The organism is Caulobacter zeae (assembly GCF_002858925.1).
Lineage (GTDB): Bacteria > Pseudomonadota > Alphaproteobacteria > Caulobacterales > Caulobacteraceae > Caulobacter > Caulobacter zeae.
On sequence record NZ_PJRS01000018.1, the window covers coordinates 15,880 to 33,049 of the forward strand.

Sequence of the window (17,170 nt, forward strand, 5' to 3'; positions counted from 1 at the left end):
GGATAGTGTTATCCGGGCAAGCGTACGCCCAGTTCGCCGGCGAGGTCGCGGACAAATTGCCACGCCACACGGCCCGAGCGAGCGCCGCGCAGTTGCGACCATTGCAGGGCCCGGCGCTCCAGGTTTTCGACCTGCAAACCAAAGCGCTCGGCATAGGTGTTGATCGCCGCCAGGTAGGTCGGCTGGTCCATGGGCGGGAAGCCGATCCACAGGCCGAAGCGATCGGAGACGCTCATCTCCTCTTCGGCGTTCTCGGCCGAGGCGATAGCGCCCTGGCTTTCGGCATGGTCGCGCGGCATCAGGTGGCGGCGGTTCGAGGTCGAGACGAACAGCACGTTCTCCGGCGGACCGGCGACGCCGCCTTCCAGCGCCGACTTCAGGGCCTTGGCGGCCGCCGCGCCGTCCTCGAACGACAGGTCGTCGCACAGCACCACGAAGCGCTCCGTGCGCGCACGCAGGGCGTCGAACAGCGGGGGCAGGGCGGCGACCTCGTCGCGGTCGACCTCGACAAGCTTCAGGTCGGAATATTCGGCCGCCAAGGCCATGAAGGCCGACTTGGTCAGCGAGCTCTTGCCCGTGCCGCGTACGCCCCACAGCAGCACGTGGTTGCAGGGCAGGCCAGTGGCGAACCGGCGCAGGTTCTGCAGGAACCGCTCCTTCTGCCGCTCGATGCCGACCAGCAGCTCGATGTCCATCGCGTAGTCGGGCGCGGGCAGGAAGGCGCCCGAGACCGGCTCGTGCCGGAAGAGGCGTGCACCGTCGAAGCTGGGGGCGACGGGAGCGGGCGGCGCCAGGCGATCCAGGGCGTCGGCGATGCGGGCGAGCAGGGGCAGGGCGGCTTCGGTCATGGCCACGCTCCTAACGCTCTCGCGCCCTCATTGCAAAAGAGGAGGTGAACGCATAGCTTCCGCCGACTTGGCGGGGACCCTATTTCAGGCGCTCCGCCCGCAGAAATTCGTGGAGACGTTATGAACCCCTCTGGTGGCCTGGAGCAGCAGCTCATCGGCATCGCGCCGATCATCCTCATGGTCGTGCTGTTCTACTTCATGCTGATCCGTCCTCAGCAGAAGCGCCAAAAGGAACACCTCGCGACCCTGAACAACATAAAGCGCGGCGACAGTGTCGTTCTGTCCAGCGGCGTGATCGGCAAGATCGTGCGGGTGGAAGAAAAGGAAGTCGGCGTCGAGATCGCTCAGGGCGTCACGGTGAAGGTCCGCAAGGCCATGATCACCGAAGTCACGGCCAAGGGCGAACCGGCCCCTGCCAACGACCCGAAGAACTGAGCTTAAGTCTAGTTCGTATCAAGCCCGCCCTGGCGCCCCTGGCGTCGTCGAGAGCCTCGTAGTCCATGCTGAGCCTATCCCGCTGGAAGATTATCCTGGTCACCCTGTCGGTGATCTTCGGCATCGTCTTCACCCTGCCGAATCTTCTGCCGCAGAAGACGCTAGACGCCCTGCCGGGATGGGTTCCCAAGCAGAAGCTGAACCTTGGCCTCGACCTCCAGGGCGGGTCGTACCTCCTTTATGAGGTCGACACCGCCCAACTGCGCAAGGAGCGCCTCGACAACCTGGTCGAGGACGCCCGCAACACCCTGCGCACCGCGGGAATCGACTTCAACGGCCTGGCCGTGACCAACGGCGTGATCGGCGTGCGCATCGACGACGCCTCCAAGGTCAACGCCGCCGTCACCGAACTGCGCAAGCTGGGCAATCCGCTGGCCAGCGGCGTGGGCACCGACGTCAACGTCGCGACCAAGCCTGACCAGCGCATCGAGCTGAGCCTTTCGGCCGAAGCCGCCCGCGCCGACGCCTCCAAGGCCGTCGACCAGTCGATCGAGACCATCCGTCGCCGTATCGACAGCCTGGGCACCAAGGAACCGACGATCACCCGCCAGGGCGCGGACCGCATCGTCATCCAGGCGGCCGGCGAAAGCGATCCCGAGCGCCTGAAGGCCGTCATCGGCAAGACCGCCAAGCTGACCTTCCAGATGGTCGACGAGACCGTCACCCCGGAAGAGATGGCCTCGGGCCGCGTGCCTCCTGGCACGGTGGTCGTGGCCAGCGGCGACGGCTACGCGCCCGCCTACGCGCTCAAGAAGCGCGCCGTGGTTTCAGGTGAGGAACTGGTCGACGCCCAGCAGGCCTTCGACGGCCAGAGCGGCCGTCCGGTCGTCTCGTTCCGCTTCAACGGTTCGGGCGCCCGCAAGTTCGGCGACGCCACCTCGCGCAACATCGGCAAGCGCTTCGCCATCGTCCTCGACAACAAGGTCATCTCGGCCCCGACCATCCAGACGCCGATCCTCGGCGGCTCGGGCCAGATCACCGGCAACTTCACCGTCGAAAGCGCCAGCGAACTGTCGCTGCTGCTGCGTTCGGGCGCGCTGCCGGCCCAGCTGAACATCGAGGAGCAACGCACCGTCGGCGCCGAACTGGGCGCGGACGCCGTGAAGGCCGGCGCCATCTCGCTCGCCATCGGCGCTGCGGCGATGTTCGTCTTCATCATCCTGGCCTACGGCCTGTTCGGCGTGTTCGCGGCCATCGCCCTGATCGCCAACGTGCTGCTCATCGTCGGGATCATGTCGTTCACCCAGGCGACCCTGACCTTCCCGGGCATCGCCGGCCTGATCCTCACGCTGGCCGTCGCCGTCGACGCCAACGTGCTGATCTACGAGCGGATGCGCGACGAGGCCGCGGCAGGGAGGTCGCCGATGTCGGCGGCCGATACCGGCTACAAGCTGGCGCTGGTGTCGATCCTCGACGCCAACATCACCAGCCTGATCTCGGCCGGCATCATGTTCAGCTTCGGCTCGGGCCCCGTGAAGGGCTTCGCCTGGACCCTGGCGATCGGCGTGTTCACCTCGCTGTTCACCGCCATCATCATCACTCAAGTGCTCATCGGCTGGTGGTTCAAGACCGCCAAGCCGAAGAAGCTGCCGATCGCGTAAGGATCAAAGCTCATGGCTGCTTGGCCCCTCATTCGCCTGATCCCGCGCTCGACCCACTACCGCTTCGTGCGCTGGGCTCCGGTCGCCGCCGTCTTCTCGCTCATCCTGATCCTCGGTTCGGGCGTGTCGTTCTTCACCCAGGGCCTGAACCTGGGCATCGACTTCAAGGGCGGCGTCGCCCTGGAAGCCCGCATGCCCACGGCCATCGACCTTGACGACCTGCGCAAGGTGGCCAAGTCCACCGGCGCGCACGACGTCCAGGTCCAGGGCTTCGGCTCGGCCAACTCGGCGATGATCCGCTTCCTGCCGACCGAAGGCGCCAACGCCAACGTCGAGGCCAACCGGATCAAGAGCGAGATCATCGCCAAGTTCCCCGGCATGACCATGCCGGCGCCGACGGTCATCGGCGCCAAGGTGTCGGGCGAACTGCTGCTCGGCGGCTTCAAGGCCCTGGGCATCGCCCTGCTGCTGATGCTCGGCTACATCTGGTTCCGCTTCCAGTGGCAGTTCGCCGTCGGCGCCGTCGTGGCCGTGTTCCACGACATCATCCTGACCCTGGGCATCCTGTCGGTGATGCAGATCGAGTTCTCGATGACCTCGGTCGCGGCCCTGCTGACGGTCATCGGCTACTCGATGAACGAAAAGGTCATCACCTTCGACCGCCTCAAGGAAAACCTGCGCAAGTACAAGACCACGCCGCTGCGCGAGATCATCGACCTGTCGGAGAACGAGCGTCTGTCGCGGACGATCATCACCGGCTCGACCGCGCTGCTGGCGCTGGGCGGCACGATGATCTTCGGCGGTCCGGTGCTGTTCCCGCTGGTCTTCACCATGGTGTTCGGCATCGCCATCGGCACCTATTCGTCGATCTACATCGCTCTGCCCCTGATCCTGGTCTGGGGCGTCAAGCGCGGCGACGAAGACGCCAAGCCGATCAAGCTCGGCGCGGCCAGCCAGCCGTGAGCCAGCCGCTGAACCCGCGCCAGCCCCCGTCGATCGACGCCTGGGGCGGCGGCGGCTTCCGGGTCTCCGGCGTCTGGCGGCCCGGTTCGCTGCTGGTCATCGACGACCAGCCGCAGGACTGGGCCGTCGCCGGCCTGGCCGAGCTGACGCCGGAGGCCTTCGCCCCGGTGTTCGCCGCCGGTGGCGCGGTCGAGTTCGTGCTGCTGGGCATGGGCCTGGCCAACGCCTTGCCCCCGCGCCCCGTGCGCGACGCCCTGAAGGCCGCGGGCCTGGGCCTCGAGTTCATGAGCACCGAGGCCGCCGCCCGCACCTACAACGTCCTGGCCAGCGAAGGCCGGCGCCTGGCCGCGGCGCTGATCGCGGTCTGACTTCGCCACCCTCCCCCTGGAGGGGGAGGTTGCCCGAAGGGCCGGAAGGGGAAGCGGTTGCTACCCTCAACGACCGCTTCGACCTCATCAGAGACATCCCCCTCCGTCGGCTTTGCCGACACCTCCCCCTTCAGGGGGGAGGGTCCTGCCTTCCCCGACTCTCCCGCAACGCCTATCCTGCGCGCCAAGACACGGCTCAGGGGGCTGAATTGACTGGGATTCTCACCAACTTCCGCAGCACCATCATCGTCAGCCTGGTGCTGGCCCTGGTGATGGTGTTCGGCTTCGGGCACAGCCCCAACGGCTTCCACGGCGCCTACTGGCAGGCGGTGTTCCGCTGGTTGCACGTGCTGTTCGGCATCCTGTGGATCGGGCTGCTCTACTACTTCAACTTCGTGCAGATGCGGGTGATGCCGACCATTCCGGCCGAGCTGAAGCCGGCGGTCAGCAAGTACATCGCCCCCGAGGCGCTGTTCTGGTTCCGCTGGTCGGCGCTCGCCACCTGGATCATGGGCATGATCGTGGCCTTCAATCGCGGCTACCTGATGGAAGCGATCACACTGGGCGCCTGGCAGGGCTACCAGCGCGGCGTCGACATGGGCTTCACCTTCATCGGCATGGGCATGTGGCTGGCCACCGTGATGTTCTTCAACGTCTGGGGCCTGATCTGGCCAAACCAGAAGCGGGCTCTCGGCCTCGTGCCGGCCGACGACGCGACCAAGGCCAAGGCGGCCACGACCGCCATGCTGTTCTCGCGCATCAACATGCTGCTCAGCATCCCGATGCTGGTGACGATGACGATGTACCAGACGCTGTTCGGCTGATCCGTCGCCGAGCGCTCAACGAGGGCCCGCTGGAAACGGCGGGCCTTTTTCTTTGAGCTTGCGACGAGAGGGGGGCATAAGCCGCGCCATGTCCGCCGCCCCCGAAAACCCCTACGATTCCGGTCTCGACGATCTGGTCCGCCGCATGGACAACGATCGCTGGCTGGCCAGCCGGTTCGTGTCCGACCTCGCGGCGCGCAGCGACGTCGTGGCCCTGGTCGCCTTCAACTACGAACTGGCCCGCGTGGCCGGCGGCGTGACCAACGCGCTGATGGGCGAGATCCGCCTGACCTGGTGGCGCGAGGCGATGGAGGAGCTGGCCGCCGGCAAGGCTCCGCGCAAGCATCCGGCCGTCGAGGCCCTGGCCGCCTCGGGCGTCGATCCGCTGGCCCTGGCGGCGATGGCCGAGGCCCGCCTGGCCGACCTGGAAGAGGCGCCGTTCGCCGACGAGGCCGCGGTGCTGGCCTATCTGGACGCCACCGCCGGCGCCCTGGCCGGCCTGATGGCGCGCCGCCTGGACGCCTCGGCCGATCCCGCCGCCGTCCGAGCTGCTGCGCGCGCCTATGGCCTGGCCGGGCTGTGGCGACTGAAGCTGGCCGGTCGCTCGCGCCTGCCGTTGGCCTGGACCGCCGCCGACGTCGAGACCCGCGTGGCGCAGCAGCGCAAGGCGGCCGCCGCCGAGCTCAAGGCCCTGCCGATCGCGGCCTTTCCGGCCGTGGCGCCTGCCGCCCTGGCGGCGCGCCAGGCCAAGGGGCGAGAGATAAGCGAGCTCGGAAAAAAGGCCCGCCTGACCTGGTCGGTCGCGACGGGCCGGATTTGATCCTTGGCTCCCTTCCCCCTTGATGGGGGAAGGGCCGGGGATGGGGGTGACTAGGGCCGCGGCCGCTTAACCCCCATCCGACCCGCTTCGCGGGCCACCTTCCCCCATCAAGGGGAAGGGCGTCTTGGGCCTTACTTCCCCGTCCACTGGTTCAGCCAGCCCAGCACCTCGTCGTGCCACTGGACCGAGTTCTGGGCCTTCAGCACCCAGTGGTTCTCGTTGGGGAAGTACAGGAACTTGCTGGGCACGCCCTTGCGCTGCAGGGCCGTGAAGGTGGCGATGCCTTCCTCCAGCGGCACGCGGAAGTCATTCTGGCCCTGCACGACCAGGGTCGGCACGCTCCATTCGCCCACGTGGTCGGCCGGGTTGAACTTCGAATAGGTGGTGTTCGGCTGCCAGGGCGCGCCGCCGTTCTCCCATTCGCTGAACCACAGCTCTTCGGTCGAGTAGCCCATGAAGCGGCTGTCGAAGATGCCGTCGTGGTTCACCAGGCACTTCCACGGCTCCTTCCACTGGCTGGCGATCCAGTTGATCATGAAGCCGCCGTACGAGCCGCCCAGGGCGCAGGCGCGGTCCTGGTCGAGGAAGCCGTACGTCTTGGTGGCGAAATCCCAGCCCTTCTGCAGGTCTTCCAGCGGGCGGTCGCCCCAGTGCTGGCTGATGGCGTCGGTGAACGCCTGGCCGTAGCCGGTCGAACCGTGGAAATCGATCATCACCACGGCGTAGCCGGCGCCGGCGTAGGTCTGGGCGTTCCAGCGATAGTGGAAGAGGTTGCCGAACGAGCCCTGCGGGCCGCCGTGGATCAGGAAGGCGACCGGATACTTCTTCGACGGATCGAAGTTGGCCGGCTTGACCAGGTAGCCGTGCACGGTCTCGTCGTTCCAGCCCTTGAAGCTGAATTGCTCGGCCTCGCCCATCGCGATGCCTTGCAGCTTGTCGGCGTTGAGGCCGGTCAACTGGATCGGCGCGCCCTTGGGGGCCAGGGCGTAGAGCTGGGCCGGGGTCTTGAGGTTGTCCTGGGCGATCACGGTGGAGCCGCCGGCGGCGCTGAACGCGCCCACGTGGCCTTCGCCGGTCAGGGCGGTGGCCTTGCCGCTCTTGACGTCGATGGCGAAGAGCTTGGTCTGACCCACGTCCTCGGCGGTCGTGTAGATGGTCTTGCCGTCGGCGCTGAAGGTGATCGACTGGGCCGAGTGATCCCAGGCCGGGGCCACTTCACGCACCTTGCCGTTCTCGCGGACCATGACGCCGAAGCGGTCGGCCTCGAAGCCCGGGCGCTTCATGGCCAGCCAGGCCTGGACCTTGCCGTCCGGCGAGAAGGTCGGCTGGGCGTCCCAGGCCTTGTTGTCTTCGGTCAGGTTGGCCGGCTTGGCCGAGCCGTCGACCGGAACCGACCACAGGTCGTAGTTGGTCTGCCAGGGCTCGTCGCGGCCGGCGATCTTGGCCGAGAACACCACGGTCTTGCCGTCGGGGCTGATGGTGAAGTCTTCGTCGCCGCCGAACGGCTTGGTCGGGGAATCACCGTCGAAGCCGGCCATCAGGGCCACGGGCTCGCCCGCCGCCACGCCCGAAGCGTCCAGGCCGTAGGCGTAGAGGTGGTTCTTCGTGCCGTCGTTCCAGGTGTCCCAGTGGCGGATGAAAAGCTTGTCGTAGACGACGCCGGTGGTCTTCTGGGCCTTCTTCTGGTCCAGGCGCTCCTGGGTGCAGGCGAGGGTGGGGCAGTCGGGGAAGACGGCCTGGCTGACCACCACGGTCTTGCCGTCGGCCGAGACCTTGAAAGCGCCGACGTCGAACGGGGCCTTGGTGACCTGGACGGCGGTCTGGCCCGAAGCATCCGTGCGGAACACCTGGTCCGAGCCCGCGCGGCCCGACAGGAAGTAGATGCTCTTGCCGTCGGCCGACCAGCGCGCGCTGGAGACGCCGCCGTCCGACACCGCCAGGCGACGCGGTGCGATCTTGGCCTTCAGGTCGGCGACCCACAGCGAGAACGAGGCCTTGTTGGCCGGCAGGTCCATCGTCCGCACCAGGTAGATCACCTGGCGACCGTCGGGCGACACCTTCGGCTCGCTGACGCGGTCGAGCGTGACCATGTCCTTGGCGGTGAAGCCCCGGCCTTCCGCATGTGCGGCCGGAACGATCGCGAAGGCGGCCAGCGATAGGGCGAGGGCGGAGGCGGCGAGGCGCAAGGTCTTGGTCATGGAAGTCGTGGTCCAGGCGGCAAGGTTGCCAAAAATCGGCGCGAGCCTAGCGGCGCCGTGCCGACGAGGCCAGCCCGAAGGGCAAGCTTTGCTCCATGCTGCAACGCCGTTAGCGAAGGTGGCGAAAATTGGCCTTTCGCGTGACGAAAATGCCATATCGGACAACGACTTATGAAGGTAACAATCCGAAACAGGACTTGCGTTGCTGCGTCGCGGCAAAGCTCGTAGACGGTAAATGGGGACGAATATGCGGCCGCAGAGCCGCTCCCAAGTTTACAAAGGTTTCTCGTGTCGGTTTCGCCTTATCATCAGCACACGGTCGCTGGACCGGTGATCTTCGCAGGGATCGGCCTGCACACGGGTGCGCACGTGCGCGTCGCCGTGCGCCCCGCCGCTCCCGACAGCGGGATCGTCTTCGTGCGCACCGACGTCCAGGACCGCGACAACCGCGTGCCGGTTTGCGGCGACGCCGTGGTGCAGACCCAGCTGGGCACCGTCATCGCCAACGCCGCCGACGTGCGCGTCTCGACCATCGAGCACCTGATGGCCGCCCTGGCCGCCCTGTCGGTCGACAACTGCGTCGTCGAGCTGGACGGCCCTGAAGTGCCGATCATGGACGGCTCGTCCGAGCCCTTCGTGCAGATCCTCGACCGCGCCGGCCGCCGTCGCCAGGAAGCCGCGCGCCGCTACATCGAGATTCTCTCGCCGATCGAGGTGGTCGAGGGCGACAAGCGCGCGACCCTGACGCCGGCCGAATCCTTCGAGGTGGCCTTCGAGATCGCCTTCGCCAGCAAGGCCATCGGCCGCCAGCGCGTCGATCTCGTCATCGACGAGGCCAGCTTCCGCAAGGAACTGTCGAACTGCCGCACCTTCGGCTTCTTGCGCGAGGTCGAGGCCCTGCGTGACATCGGCCTGGCCCGCGGCGGCTCGATGGAGAACGCCGTGGTCATCGACGGCGACCGCGTGCTCAACCCGGAAGGCCTGCGCCGCTCGGACGAATTCGTGCGCCACAAGGCCCTGGACGCCGTCGGCGACCTTTATGTCGTTGGTGCTCCGATCCTTGGCAGGTTCGAAGGAATTCTGGCCGGACACGGCCTCAATAACGCCGCTGTTCGTGCGTTGATGGAGCAACCGCGCGCTTGGCGCTGGCGCGCTTATGCGCCGGAGCTGGCCGAAGCGGTCTGATCAAAACGGGGGATCGCTCCCGCCGCTCGGCTTTCGTTTGCGCCCGCATCGACGTGGTGTAGAAGCCTTGGTTCGGCGCGGGGGCGCGCAAGGTTGCTTCGAGGGTGAGAGAGTCCGTGCTTCGCAAAATCTCGGGACGTTCGGCCGTCTCCATCGTGGCCGTGCTCGCCGCTCTGTCGGTTACCGCCTGCGCGGGCAAGCCCAAGAAGCCGACGCTGGCCTATGAGGAGCGTCCGGTCGAGCTGCTGTATTCCACCGGCGCCAATCGCCTGGACCGCGGCAGCTGGAACGAGGCCGTCGACTACTTCCGCGAGGTCGAGCGCCAGCACCCCTATTCGGAATGGTCGCGCCGCTCGATCCTGATGACCGGCTACGCCCACTACCAGGGCAACCAGTACGCCGACGCCATCGGCGACGCCGACCGGTTCATCTCGCTCTATCCGGGGAACCCGTCGGCCTCGTACGCCTACTATCTGAAGGCCATCTGCTACTTCGAGCAGATCGTCGACGTGTACCGCGACCAGGCCGCCACCGAGCAGGCGCTCGCCGCGCTGCGCGACGTCGTCCAGCGCTATCCCAACAGCGAATACGCCCAGGACGCCCGCCTGAAGATCGACATGGTCAACGACCAGCTGGCCGGCAAGGAACTGGCCATCGGTCGCTGGTACCTGCGTGACGGCAAGACCCTGGCCGCCATCGGCCGCTTCAAGACCGTGGTCGACCGTCACCAGACCACCTCGCACACGCCCGAGGCGCTCTATCGCCTGGTCGAGGCCTACATGACCCTGGGCCTGACCGAGGAAGCCAAGCGCAACGGCGCGGTGCTGGGTTACAACTTCCCGGGCGACCGCTGGTACGCTGACGCCTACAAGCTGCTGAACGACGCGGGCCTGAAGCCGGCCGTCGAGCCGCTGAAGGCCGGCAACAAGCGCAACCTGATCGACCGGACCTTCAACAAGGACAAGGGCGCCACCCTGGCCCCTCCCGGCGAGAAGAAGAAAAAGGGCGGCCTGATGGGCGTTCTCGGGATGTAAGGCAAAGCGGGCCGTTGCAAAACGGCCCGTTTTTCTTTTGTTCTCAAACGCCTACCGCTTCCTCTTTGAAAAAGCCCGATTCCCGGTGATCCTTCCGGCCATGCTGATCGGTCTCTCCATCCGCGACGTGGTGCTCATCGAGAGCCTCGACCTGGCCATCGGGCCGGGCCTGACCGCGCTGACCGGCGAGACCGGGGCGGGCAAGTCGATCATCCTCGACGCCCTGGGCCTGGCCACCGGCGCCCGCGCCGACGCCGGCCTGGTGCGCCGCGGAGCCGCAGGCCACGCCAGCGCCACGGCCATCTTCGCCCTGGCGCCCGACCACCCCGCCTTCGCCTATCTCGACGACAAGGGCCTGGACTACGCCCGCGACGAGGACCTGGTCCTGCGCCGCCAGCTGTCGCCGGACGGCCGTTCGCGGGCTTTCGTCAACGACCAGGCCACCAGCGTCGGCGTACTCAAGGATCTGGGCGCGCTGCTGCTCGAAGTGCACGGCCAGCACGAGACGGTCGGCCTGCTGGATCCGCGCACCCACCGCACCCTGCTGGACGCCTATGGCCAGGTCAGCGTCGGGGCCGTTTCGTCGGCCTGGAGCGGCTGGCGCGCCGCCCGCGAGGCCGCCGCCGAGCTGAAGGCCCTGTCCGAGCGCGCCGCAGCCGAGACCGAGGAGCTGACGCTCCGCCTGTCCGAGCTCGACCGCCTCGATCCGCGCGACGGCGAGGAGACCGCCCTGGCCGAGGAGCGGGCCTTGCTGGGTTCGGCCGAAAAGGCGCTGGCCGACATCGCTTCGGCCCAGGACGCCCTGGGCGGCGACAACCTGTCGGGCAAGCTGGCCCAGGCCTTCCGCGCTCTTGAGCGAGCGCGGGATAGGGCCGCCAACGCCGGCGCGCCGGCCGACGGTCCGGCCATGACCCGCCTGGCCGCCGCCTGTGACGCCGTCGACCGGGCGCTCGTCGAGGCCCAGGAGGCCAGCGCCGCCATCGACGCCGCCGCCGACAGCTTCGAATTCGAGCCCGACCGCCTGGAGAAGGCCGAGGAGCGTCTGTTCGCCCTGCGCGGCATGGCCCGCAAGCTGAACGTGCTGGTCGAGGACCTGCCGGCCGTCCGCGCCGAGTTTGCCGCCCGCCTGCAGGCCGTCGAGACCTCGGCCGAGGCCCTGGTCGCCGCCGAGGCCCAGGCCGCCGAGGCCCGCGAGGCCTATCTCTACGCCGCCCAGGCGCTGTCGACCGAGCGCCGCGCCGCCGGCGACCGCCTGGCCAAGGCCGTCGAGGCCGAGCTGGGCCCGCTGAAACTTGAGAAGGCCCGTTTCCGCGTCGCCCTGGAGCCTCTGGACGAGGACAAGGCCGGCCCGTCGGGCCTGGACCGCATCACCTTCGAGATCTCGACCAACCCCGGCGCTCCGTTCGGGCCGATGGAGGCCATCGCCTCGGGCGGCGAACTGGCCCGCTTCGCCCTGGCCCTGAAGGCGGCGCTGGCGGGGAAGGGGGGCGGTCCCCAGCCGCTGATGATCTTCGACGAGGTCGACCAGGGCGTCGGCGGGGCCGTGGCAGACGCCGTTGGTCTGCGTTTGAAGCGCCTGGCCGGCGGTGAAGGGCAAGGTGGGGCCCAGGTGCTGGTGGTGACCCACTCGGCCCAGGTGGCCGCGCGCGGCGACGCCCACTGGCGGATCTCGAAATCCGGCGACGACACGTCCACCCGAACGAAGGTCGAGCCCCTGTCGCCAGCCGAACGCGAGGAGGAGATCGCGCGGATGCTCTCGGGCGCGGAAGTCACCGAGGCTGCGCGGGCGGCGGCTCGGGCGCTGATCGGGTAAATTGGAAACCTCCCCCCGTGGGGGAGGTTCCTGTCATCACAGATCCAGGTCGTCGGCCGCGAAGGCCGCGTTGTCCTGGATGAACTTGAAGCGCAGTTCGGGCTTGCGGCCCATCAGGGTCTCGACCAGGTCTTCGACGGTTTCCTCGTGGCGCGGCAGGGTCACGCGCGCCAGGGTGCGGACCGCCGGGTCCATGGTGGTTTCCTTCAACTGCGAGGCCATCATTTCGCCCAGGCCCTTGAACCGGCCGATCTCGGGCTTCTTGCCCTTGAACATGGTGGCCAGGAGCTCGTCCTTGTGGGCGTCGTCGCGCGCGTACTCGGTCTTGCCGCCGTGGCTGATGCGATAGAGCGGCGGCAGGGCCAGGTACAGGCGGCCGGCGCGGATCAGGTCCGGCATGGTCCGGTAGAAGAAGGTGATCAGCAGCGAGGCGATGTGGGCGCCGTCGACGTCGGCGTCGGTCATGATGATGATCCGCTCGTAGCGCAGATCTTCTTCACGGTACTTGTTCCCGCCCTGGGCCCCCAGGGCCAGCATCAGGTCCGACAGTTCCTTGTTGGCCGTGAACTTCTCGCCCGAAGCCGAGGCCACGTTCAGGATCTTGCCGCGCAGGGGCAGGATCGCCTGGTTCTTGCGGTTACGCGCCTGCTTGGCCGAGCCGCCGGCCGAGTCGCCTTCGACGATGAACAGTTCGGCGCCGTCGACCGCGCCGCCGGCGCAGTCGGCCAGCTTGCCGGGCAGGCGCAGCTTGCGGGTCGCGCTGGCGCGGCTGACTTCCTTGTCCTTGCGACGCTTGAGGCGTTCCTCGGCGCGCTCGATGACGAACTCGAGCAGCGCCTGGGCGGCCTTGGGGCTGCCGGTCAGCCAGTGGTCGAACGGGTCGCGCAGGGCGTTTTCGACGAAGCGCTGGGCCTCGGTCGTCGACAGCTTCTCCTTGGTCTGGCCCTGGAATTCGGGGTTCTTGATGAACACCGAGATCAGCGCGCCGGCCTGGGCCACCACGTCGTCGGCGGTGATGATCGTGCCGCGCTTCTCGCCCTTGAGGTCGGCATAGGCCTTGAGGCCGCGCGTCAGGGCGGCGCGGAAGCCGCTTTCGTGCGTGCCGCCCTCGGGGGTCGGCACGGTGTTGCAGTACGACTGCATGAAGCCGTCGTGTTCGCCGAAGCCGCGCGGGGTCCAGGTGACGGCCCATTCGACCGCGCCGGCTTCGCCCTCGCGCTCGATACGGCCGGCGAAGCTGGTCGGGGTGACCGTCTCCAGGCCCTTGGTGCGTTCGGCCAGGAAGTCGGCCAGGCCGTTGGGGAAGTGGAACACCGCCTCGGCGGGCGTCTGGTCGTGGATTCGCTCCTGGGCGCAGGACCATTTGATCTGCACGCCGCGGAACAGATAGGCCTTCGAGCGGGCCATGCGGTACAGGCGCGCCGGCTTGAAGGCGCAGCCTTCGCCGAAGATCTGGTCATCGGGCTTGAAACGCACCATGGTGCCGCGCTTGCGGCTGGGCTGGATCTTCTCGACCGGGCCCAGCGGCTTGCCGCGGGCGAAGCTCTGGCGGTGCTCGAAGCCGTCGCGCCAGACCGTCACCTCGACCAGCTCCGACAGGGCGTTGACGACGCTGGCGCCGACGCCGTGCAGGCCGCCCGAGGTCTCGTAGGCCTTGCCGCTGAACTTACCGCCCGCGTGCAGGACGGTCATGATCACTTCCAGCGCCGACTTGCCCGGATGCTTGGGGTGCGGGTCCACGGGCATGCCGCGACCGTCGTCCTTGACCGACAGGTAGCCGTCGGCGTCGAGCTTGACCTCGATCGACTTGGCGAAGCCGGCGACGGCTTCGTCCATCGAGTTGTCGAGCACTTCGGCGAACAGGTGGTGCAGGGCGCGCTCGTCGGTGCCGCCGATGTACATGCCCGGACGCATGCGCACGGGCTCCAGGCCTTCCAGCACCTCGATCGAACTGGCGTCATAGCCGCCCGACGAGGGAACAGCAGCCGGCGCGGCCTCGACCTTGCCCGGAGGGGGAGGAGGCGGCGGCTGAGGCTTGGGCTGCGGATGCGGTTCGCGGGCGGGCAAGGGCGGGGCGCTCGGCGGCGCCAGGGCGTCGTCGTCGAACAGCGAGAACAGCGAGTTGGGGTCTTTGGAAGACATCGGATGATTTTGCGGCGATTCGGGTGTCTCGCCCCGTATGACCCGAGCTCGCCCCCAAGGAAAGCGCTGCTTGTGGATCGGGTTGCAGCTTCAGTGTGCATGCACGAATGTGACAATCTTCACGTGTATTTCCGTTGATATCGCCTGCAGTTGAGTGAATGCTCCTTTCCACCGGCCCGAGCGGCGGCCGGCCCATCGGAAGAGGAAGAAGCGTCATGACGACTGCGACTGCGCAGGCGGGCACCGCCGAATTCACCACCACCGACTGCGGCGACACCAGCGGCACGGCCAACGGGCTGCTGCCGGTCGGCTCGGCCGTCTCGATCAACGGCAACACCGACCTCAGCTCGTGCATCATCGGCAACAGCGAGGGCAAGGTCTACGGCATCCGGCTGGTGTCGAACGCCGGCATCTACAGCTACCAGGTGCAGGTCGACGCCCAAGGACCGTCGGGGATCTTCTCGGGCAGCATCAACCTGGCCTTCACCGACCAGACCGGCGACACCTACAAGCTGGCCATCACCGCCAGCCGCCGCGAGCAGCACACGGTCTCCTACAACAGCGATCGCCCCTCGATCGTGAAGATCACCTGGGCGACCTGACGCCTCGTGGGCCTTGCCTGTGCGGCGAGGCCCATACGCCCTTCCTGGAGCGGGCCGGCGCGCCTAAGCTTGTCGTGCGCGGCGTCGGGGCCTGACCGGCGATCGGCGCACGGTTCCAAGCTTTTCATCGGTATCCGGCTTTCGAGCGGCGCTCCGTAGAGACGCGCCCGAATGGGAGGGTTTGATGCGTGCGATCCTTGCACCGGCGTTCTGCGTCGGCCTGCTGGCCGTGGCTGCGCCCGGTCTGGCCTGCGCTGACATCGGCTATGCAGCCGCCTGGCGGCCCGGTAGCGGCGCCCAGTGGTGGCGTTCGGGCATGAGCCTCGAACAGTTCAAGGCCCAGGACAAAACCCACTTCGACAACGGCCTGCGCATCCATTCGCTGTCGGTGAAGGATGGTCGTTTCGCCGCCGTCTGGCGACCGGGGACCGGGGCCCAGTGGTGGCGCTCGGGCATGACGCTGGACGAACTGAAGGCGCAGGACGGCGCCTACTTCAACCAAGGCCTTCGCCTGACGGCCCTGGAACTCGACGGCGGCCGGTTCACGGCCGTGTGGCGGCCCGGCTCGGGCGCCCAGTGGTGGCGCACCGGCATGACGGTCGACCAGATGAAGGCGCAGGTCCAGACCCATTTCGACAACGGCCTGCGCATCACCCTGCTTGAGGTCGACGGCGGGCGCTACACCGCCGTCTGGCGGCCGGGGAGCGGCGCGCAGTGGTGGCGTTCGGGCATGACCAGCGCCCAGGTCGAGACCCAGGACCAGACCTATTTCAACCAGGGCCTGCGACTGGCAGCGCTGTCGGTGGACGGCGACGCCTACGCCGCCGTCTGGCGGACGGGCAGCGGAACCCAGTGGTGGAGCCACCGCCGCTGCACGGTCGACTTCAAGACCGAGGACGCCGCCTATTTCAGCCGCGGCCTGCGCATGGAGTTCATCGAGCAGCAGGACAGCGCCGTTGGCGCCTATCGCTATCCCTGGAAGGCGGGCGACACGCGCAACGTCGGCCAGGGCAACAACAATCCCGGCGGCTCGCACAACGGCAGCCAGGCCTTCGCCTTCGACTTCTCGAAGCCGGTCGGCACGCAGATCCGGGCGGTGCGCGGCGGCACGGTCGAATGGCTGCAGGAAAGCCAGTCCACGACCTACAACCCCAACGCCCCGACCACGCCCAGCAACACGCCGTTCCCGGGCGGCAGCCTGCAGAACTGGGGCAACGCCGTGCGCATCCGCCATCCGGGCGGCTTCACCAGCTGGTACTTCCACATCCAGCAGAACGGGGTCTTGGTGAATGTCGGCGACGTCGTCCAGCGCGGCCAGCCGATCGCCACCTCGGGCAATACGGGGCGCACCTCGGGGCCGCACCTGCACTTCCAGGTCCAGGCGGACTCGACCAACTGGGGCCAGTCGGTGGCGATCACCTTCAACGACTGCCAGGTCCCAACGGGCGGAGACAGCGTGACGTCCAACAATGTCTGGCCCTGAGGGGTAGGACGGAGTGATGTTCAGGCTCCGCGCGTGGTCCTCGTCCTTCGACAAGCTCAGGATGAGGACCACTGGCTGGCCGCTCGAAAACCTCACCCTGAGCCTGTCGAAGGGCGAGGTTTTCGTCTCGGACGCCGTTTGCCCTCAAGCCGCCTTGGCCGCCATGCGGGCCAGGGCGCGGCGCTCGATGCTGGCGGCGAACAGCGGCGTCTCGCGGCTGTTGTGGTCGCCGCCGTCACGCTGGCGGGCGTCGGCGGCGTCCTCGAACGGCATGCCGTGCTTGTCGATGAAGTCGAGGAATTCCTGGGTGGGGTGGGCGACCACGCTGTTGGTGTATTCGCAGGTCGCTTCGTCGATCTTCCGGGCGCTCAGGGTCCAGATAACCTGAACCCGCGTGCGGCCATTGGGCGTGAAGGCGTCCGAGGTCGAGACCATCCTGCACAGGGTCGGGGTGGCGATTTCGGCCACGTAGTGCTGGACCATCAGGGTCTGGCCGATCATCTCGACATTGATCGACATGCGCCGGCCGTCGTCGGTGAAGGTCGCTCCGGCCGAGATGTGGTCGGGCGCGCAGCAGCGCTGGTATTCGGCCTCGGGCAGGGTGAACAGCCAGTCGGCGATGTCGATCGTCTCGATCGGCGCGTTGATGGTCGCCGTATAGGCCGAGGCCGACAGTTGCTTGCCCGTGATGATGATGTCCGACATCGCCATGTCCTTTCGTCGAAAGCTTGCCCGCAGCGCCGAATGCGGCCGCCGGGCGACGTCAGGACTTTCGGCCAGAGGCGGCCGGCGAG

General features: G+C 67.8%; 15 protein-coding genes. 11 read left to right on the plus strand and 4 right to left on the minus strand.

Translation table 11 applies throughout. The annotated features are described in order from the left end of the window. Positions 1-8: 8 nt before the first annotated feature. Entirely contained in the window at positions 9-848 is an 840-nt protein-coding gene (locus SGCZBJ_RS09165; RefSeq protein WP_101717700.1) for an ATP-binding protein, read from the minus strand. A gap of 120 nt (positions 849-968) precedes the next feature. Here SGCZBJ_RS09165 and yajC point away from each other — a divergent pair, with 120 nt between their 5' ends. The 6 genes from yajC to SGCZBJ_RS09195 all read left to right on the plus strand — a co-directional run bounded on the left by yajC (position 969) and on the right by SGCZBJ_RS09195 (position 5,919). Continuing rightward, entirely contained in the window at positions 969-1,283 is a 315-nt protein-coding gene (gene yajC / locus SGCZBJ_RS09170; protein WP_101717701.1) for a preprotein translocase subunit YajC, read from the plus strand. Positions 1,284-1,348: 65 nt separating this feature from the next. Beyond that, positions 1,349-2,944: a protein translocase subunit SecD gene (secD, locus tag SGCZBJ_RS09175; protein ID WP_101717702.1), complete on the plus strand. Its 1,596-nt coding sequence runs from the start codon at positions 1,349-1,351 to the stop codon at positions 2,942-2,944. A gap of 12 nt (positions 2,945-2,956) precedes the next feature. Then, positions 2,957-3,907 carry a protein translocase subunit SecF gene (gene secF, locus SGCZBJ_RS09180; RefSeq protein WP_101717703.1) on the plus strand — a complete coding sequence of 317 codons (951 nt, stop codon included), beginning with the start codon at positions 2,957-2,959 and terminating at the stop codon, positions 3,905-3,907. A gap of 8 nt (positions 3,908-3,915) precedes the next feature. Beyond that, on the plus strand, positions 3,916-4,275 hold the full coding sequence (locus SGCZBJ_RS09185) for an Mth938-like domain-containing protein (RefSeq protein ID WP_101717920.1): 360 nt from the start codon (positions 3,916-3,918) through the stop codon (positions 4,273-4,275). Positions 4,276-4,484: 209 nt separating this feature from the next. After that, the gene (locus SGCZBJ_RS09190) at positions 4,485-5,099 is read left to right on the plus strand and encodes a urate hydroxylase PuuD (RefSeq protein ID WP_101717704.1); all 615 of its coding nucleotides are present in this window, start codon (positions 4,485-4,487) and stop codon (positions 5,097-5,099) included. Between the two features lie 88 nt (positions 5,100-5,187). After that, complete coding sequence (locus SGCZBJ_RS09195) at positions 5,188-5,919, plus strand: squalene/phytoene synthase family protein (RefSeq protein ID WP_101717705.1); 732 nt, start codon at positions 5,188-5,190, stop codon at positions 5,917-5,919. 131 nt (positions 5,920-6,050) lie between these two features. Here the strand turns inward: SGCZBJ_RS09195 and SGCZBJ_RS09200 are convergent, their stop codons facing one another. Next, a complete protein-coding gene (locus tag SGCZBJ_RS09200) occupies positions 6,051-8,117 on the minus strand; it encodes an alpha/beta hydrolase family protein (protein WP_101717706.1) in 2,067 nt (688 codons plus the stop codon). 288 nt (positions 8,118-8,405) lie between these two features. On the opposite strand from SGCZBJ_RS09200, the gene lpxC reads away from it, so the two are divergent. The 3 genes from lpxC (at position 8,406) to recN (ending at position 12,149) form a co-directional block, all read left to right on the plus strand. Next, positions 8,406-9,302 carry a UDP-3-O-acyl-N-acetylglucosamine deacetylase gene (gene lpxC, locus SGCZBJ_RS09205; RefSeq protein ID WP_101717707.1) on the plus strand — a complete coding sequence of 299 codons (897 nt, stop codon included), beginning with the start codon at positions 8,406-8,408 and terminating at the stop codon, positions 9,300-9,302. Positions 9,303-9,406: 104 nt separating this feature from the next. Then, complete coding sequence (locus tag SGCZBJ_RS09210; protein WP_101717708.1) at positions 9,407-10,336, plus strand: outer membrane protein assembly factor BamD; 930 nt, start codon at positions 9,407-9,409, stop codon at positions 10,334-10,336. Between the two features lie 100 nt (positions 10,337-10,436). Then, positions 10,437-12,149, plus strand: coding sequence for a DNA repair protein RecN (gene recN / locus SGCZBJ_RS09215; RefSeq protein ID WP_101717921.1), 1,713 nt, complete (start codon positions 10,437-10,439; stop codon positions 12,147-12,149). Positions 12,150-12,185: 36 nt separating this feature from the next. Here recN and parE read toward each other — a convergent pair whose 3' ends face one another. Continuing rightward, a complete protein-coding gene (gene parE, locus SGCZBJ_RS09220; protein ID WP_101717709.1) occupies positions 12,186-14,291 on the minus strand; it encodes a DNA topoisomerase IV subunit B in 2,106 nt (701 codons plus the stop codon). A gap of 215 nt (positions 14,292-14,506) precedes the next feature. Here parE and SGCZBJ_RS09225 point away from each other — a divergent pair, with 215 nt between their 5' ends. Together SGCZBJ_RS09225 and SGCZBJ_RS09230 are read left to right on the plus strand one after the other, a co-directional pair. Then, on the plus strand, positions 14,507-14,893 hold the full coding sequence (locus SGCZBJ_RS09225) for a hypothetical protein (protein WP_101717710.1): 387 nt from the start codon (positions 14,507-14,509) through the stop codon (positions 14,891-14,893). 184 nt (positions 14,894-15,077) lie between these two features. Further along, the gene (locus SGCZBJ_RS09230; RefSeq protein WP_101717711.1) at positions 15,078-16,376 is read left to right on the plus strand and encodes a M23 family metallopeptidase; all 1,299 of its coding nucleotides are present in this window, start codon (positions 15,078-15,080) and stop codon (positions 16,374-16,376) included. Positions 16,377-16,520: 144 nt separating this feature from the next. Here SGCZBJ_RS09230 and SGCZBJ_RS09240 read toward each other — a convergent pair whose 3' ends face one another. Next, a complete protein-coding gene (locus tag SGCZBJ_RS09240) occupies positions 16,521-17,081 on the minus strand; it encodes a hypothetical protein (RefSeq protein WP_101717922.1) in 561 nt (186 codons plus the stop codon). Between the last annotated feature and the right edge of the window lie 89 nt (positions 17,082-17,170).

Coding starts and splice junctions, on each gene's coding strand:
- SGCZBJ_RS09165 (WP_101717700.1), bottom strand. CDS start 848: ATGACCGAAGCCGCCCTGCCCCTGCTCGCCCGCATCGCCGACGCCCTG.
- yajC (WP_101717701.1), top strand. CDS start 969: ATGAACCCCTCTGGTGGCCTGGAGCAGCAGCTCATCGGCATCGCGCCG.
- secD (WP_101717702.1), top strand. CDS start 1,349: ATGCTGAGCCTATCCCGCTGGAAGATTATCCTGGTCACCCTGTCGGTG.
- secF (WP_101717703.1), top strand. CDS start 2,957: ATGGCTGCTTGGCCCCTCATTCGCCTGATCCCGCGCTCGACCCACTAC.
- SGCZBJ_RS09195 (WP_101717705.1), top strand. CDS start 5,188: ATGTCCGCCGCCCCCGAAAACCCCTACGATTCCGGTCTCGACGATCTG.
- SGCZBJ_RS09200 (WP_101717706.1), bottom strand. CDS start 8,117: ATGACCAAGACCTTGCGCCTCGCCGCCTCCGCCCTCGCCCTATCGCTG.
- recN (WP_101717921.1), top strand. CDS start 10,437: ATGCTGATCGGTCTCTCCATCCGCGACGTGGTGCTCATCGAGAGCCTC.
- parE (WP_101717709.1), bottom strand. CDS start 14,291: ATGTCTTCCAAAGACCCCAACTCGCTGTTCTCGCTGTTCGACGACGAC.
- SGCZBJ_RS09225 (WP_101717710.1), top strand. CDS start 14,507: ATGACGACTGCGACTGCGCAGGCGGGCACCGCCGAATTCACCACCACC.
- SGCZBJ_RS09230 (WP_101717711.1), top strand. CDS start 15,078: ATGCGTGCGATCCTTGCACCGGCGTTCTGCGTCGGCCTGCTGGCCGTG.
- SGCZBJ_RS09240 (WP_101717922.1), bottom strand. CDS start 17,081: ATGTCGGACATCATCATCACGGGCAAGCAACTGTCGGCCTCGGCCTAT.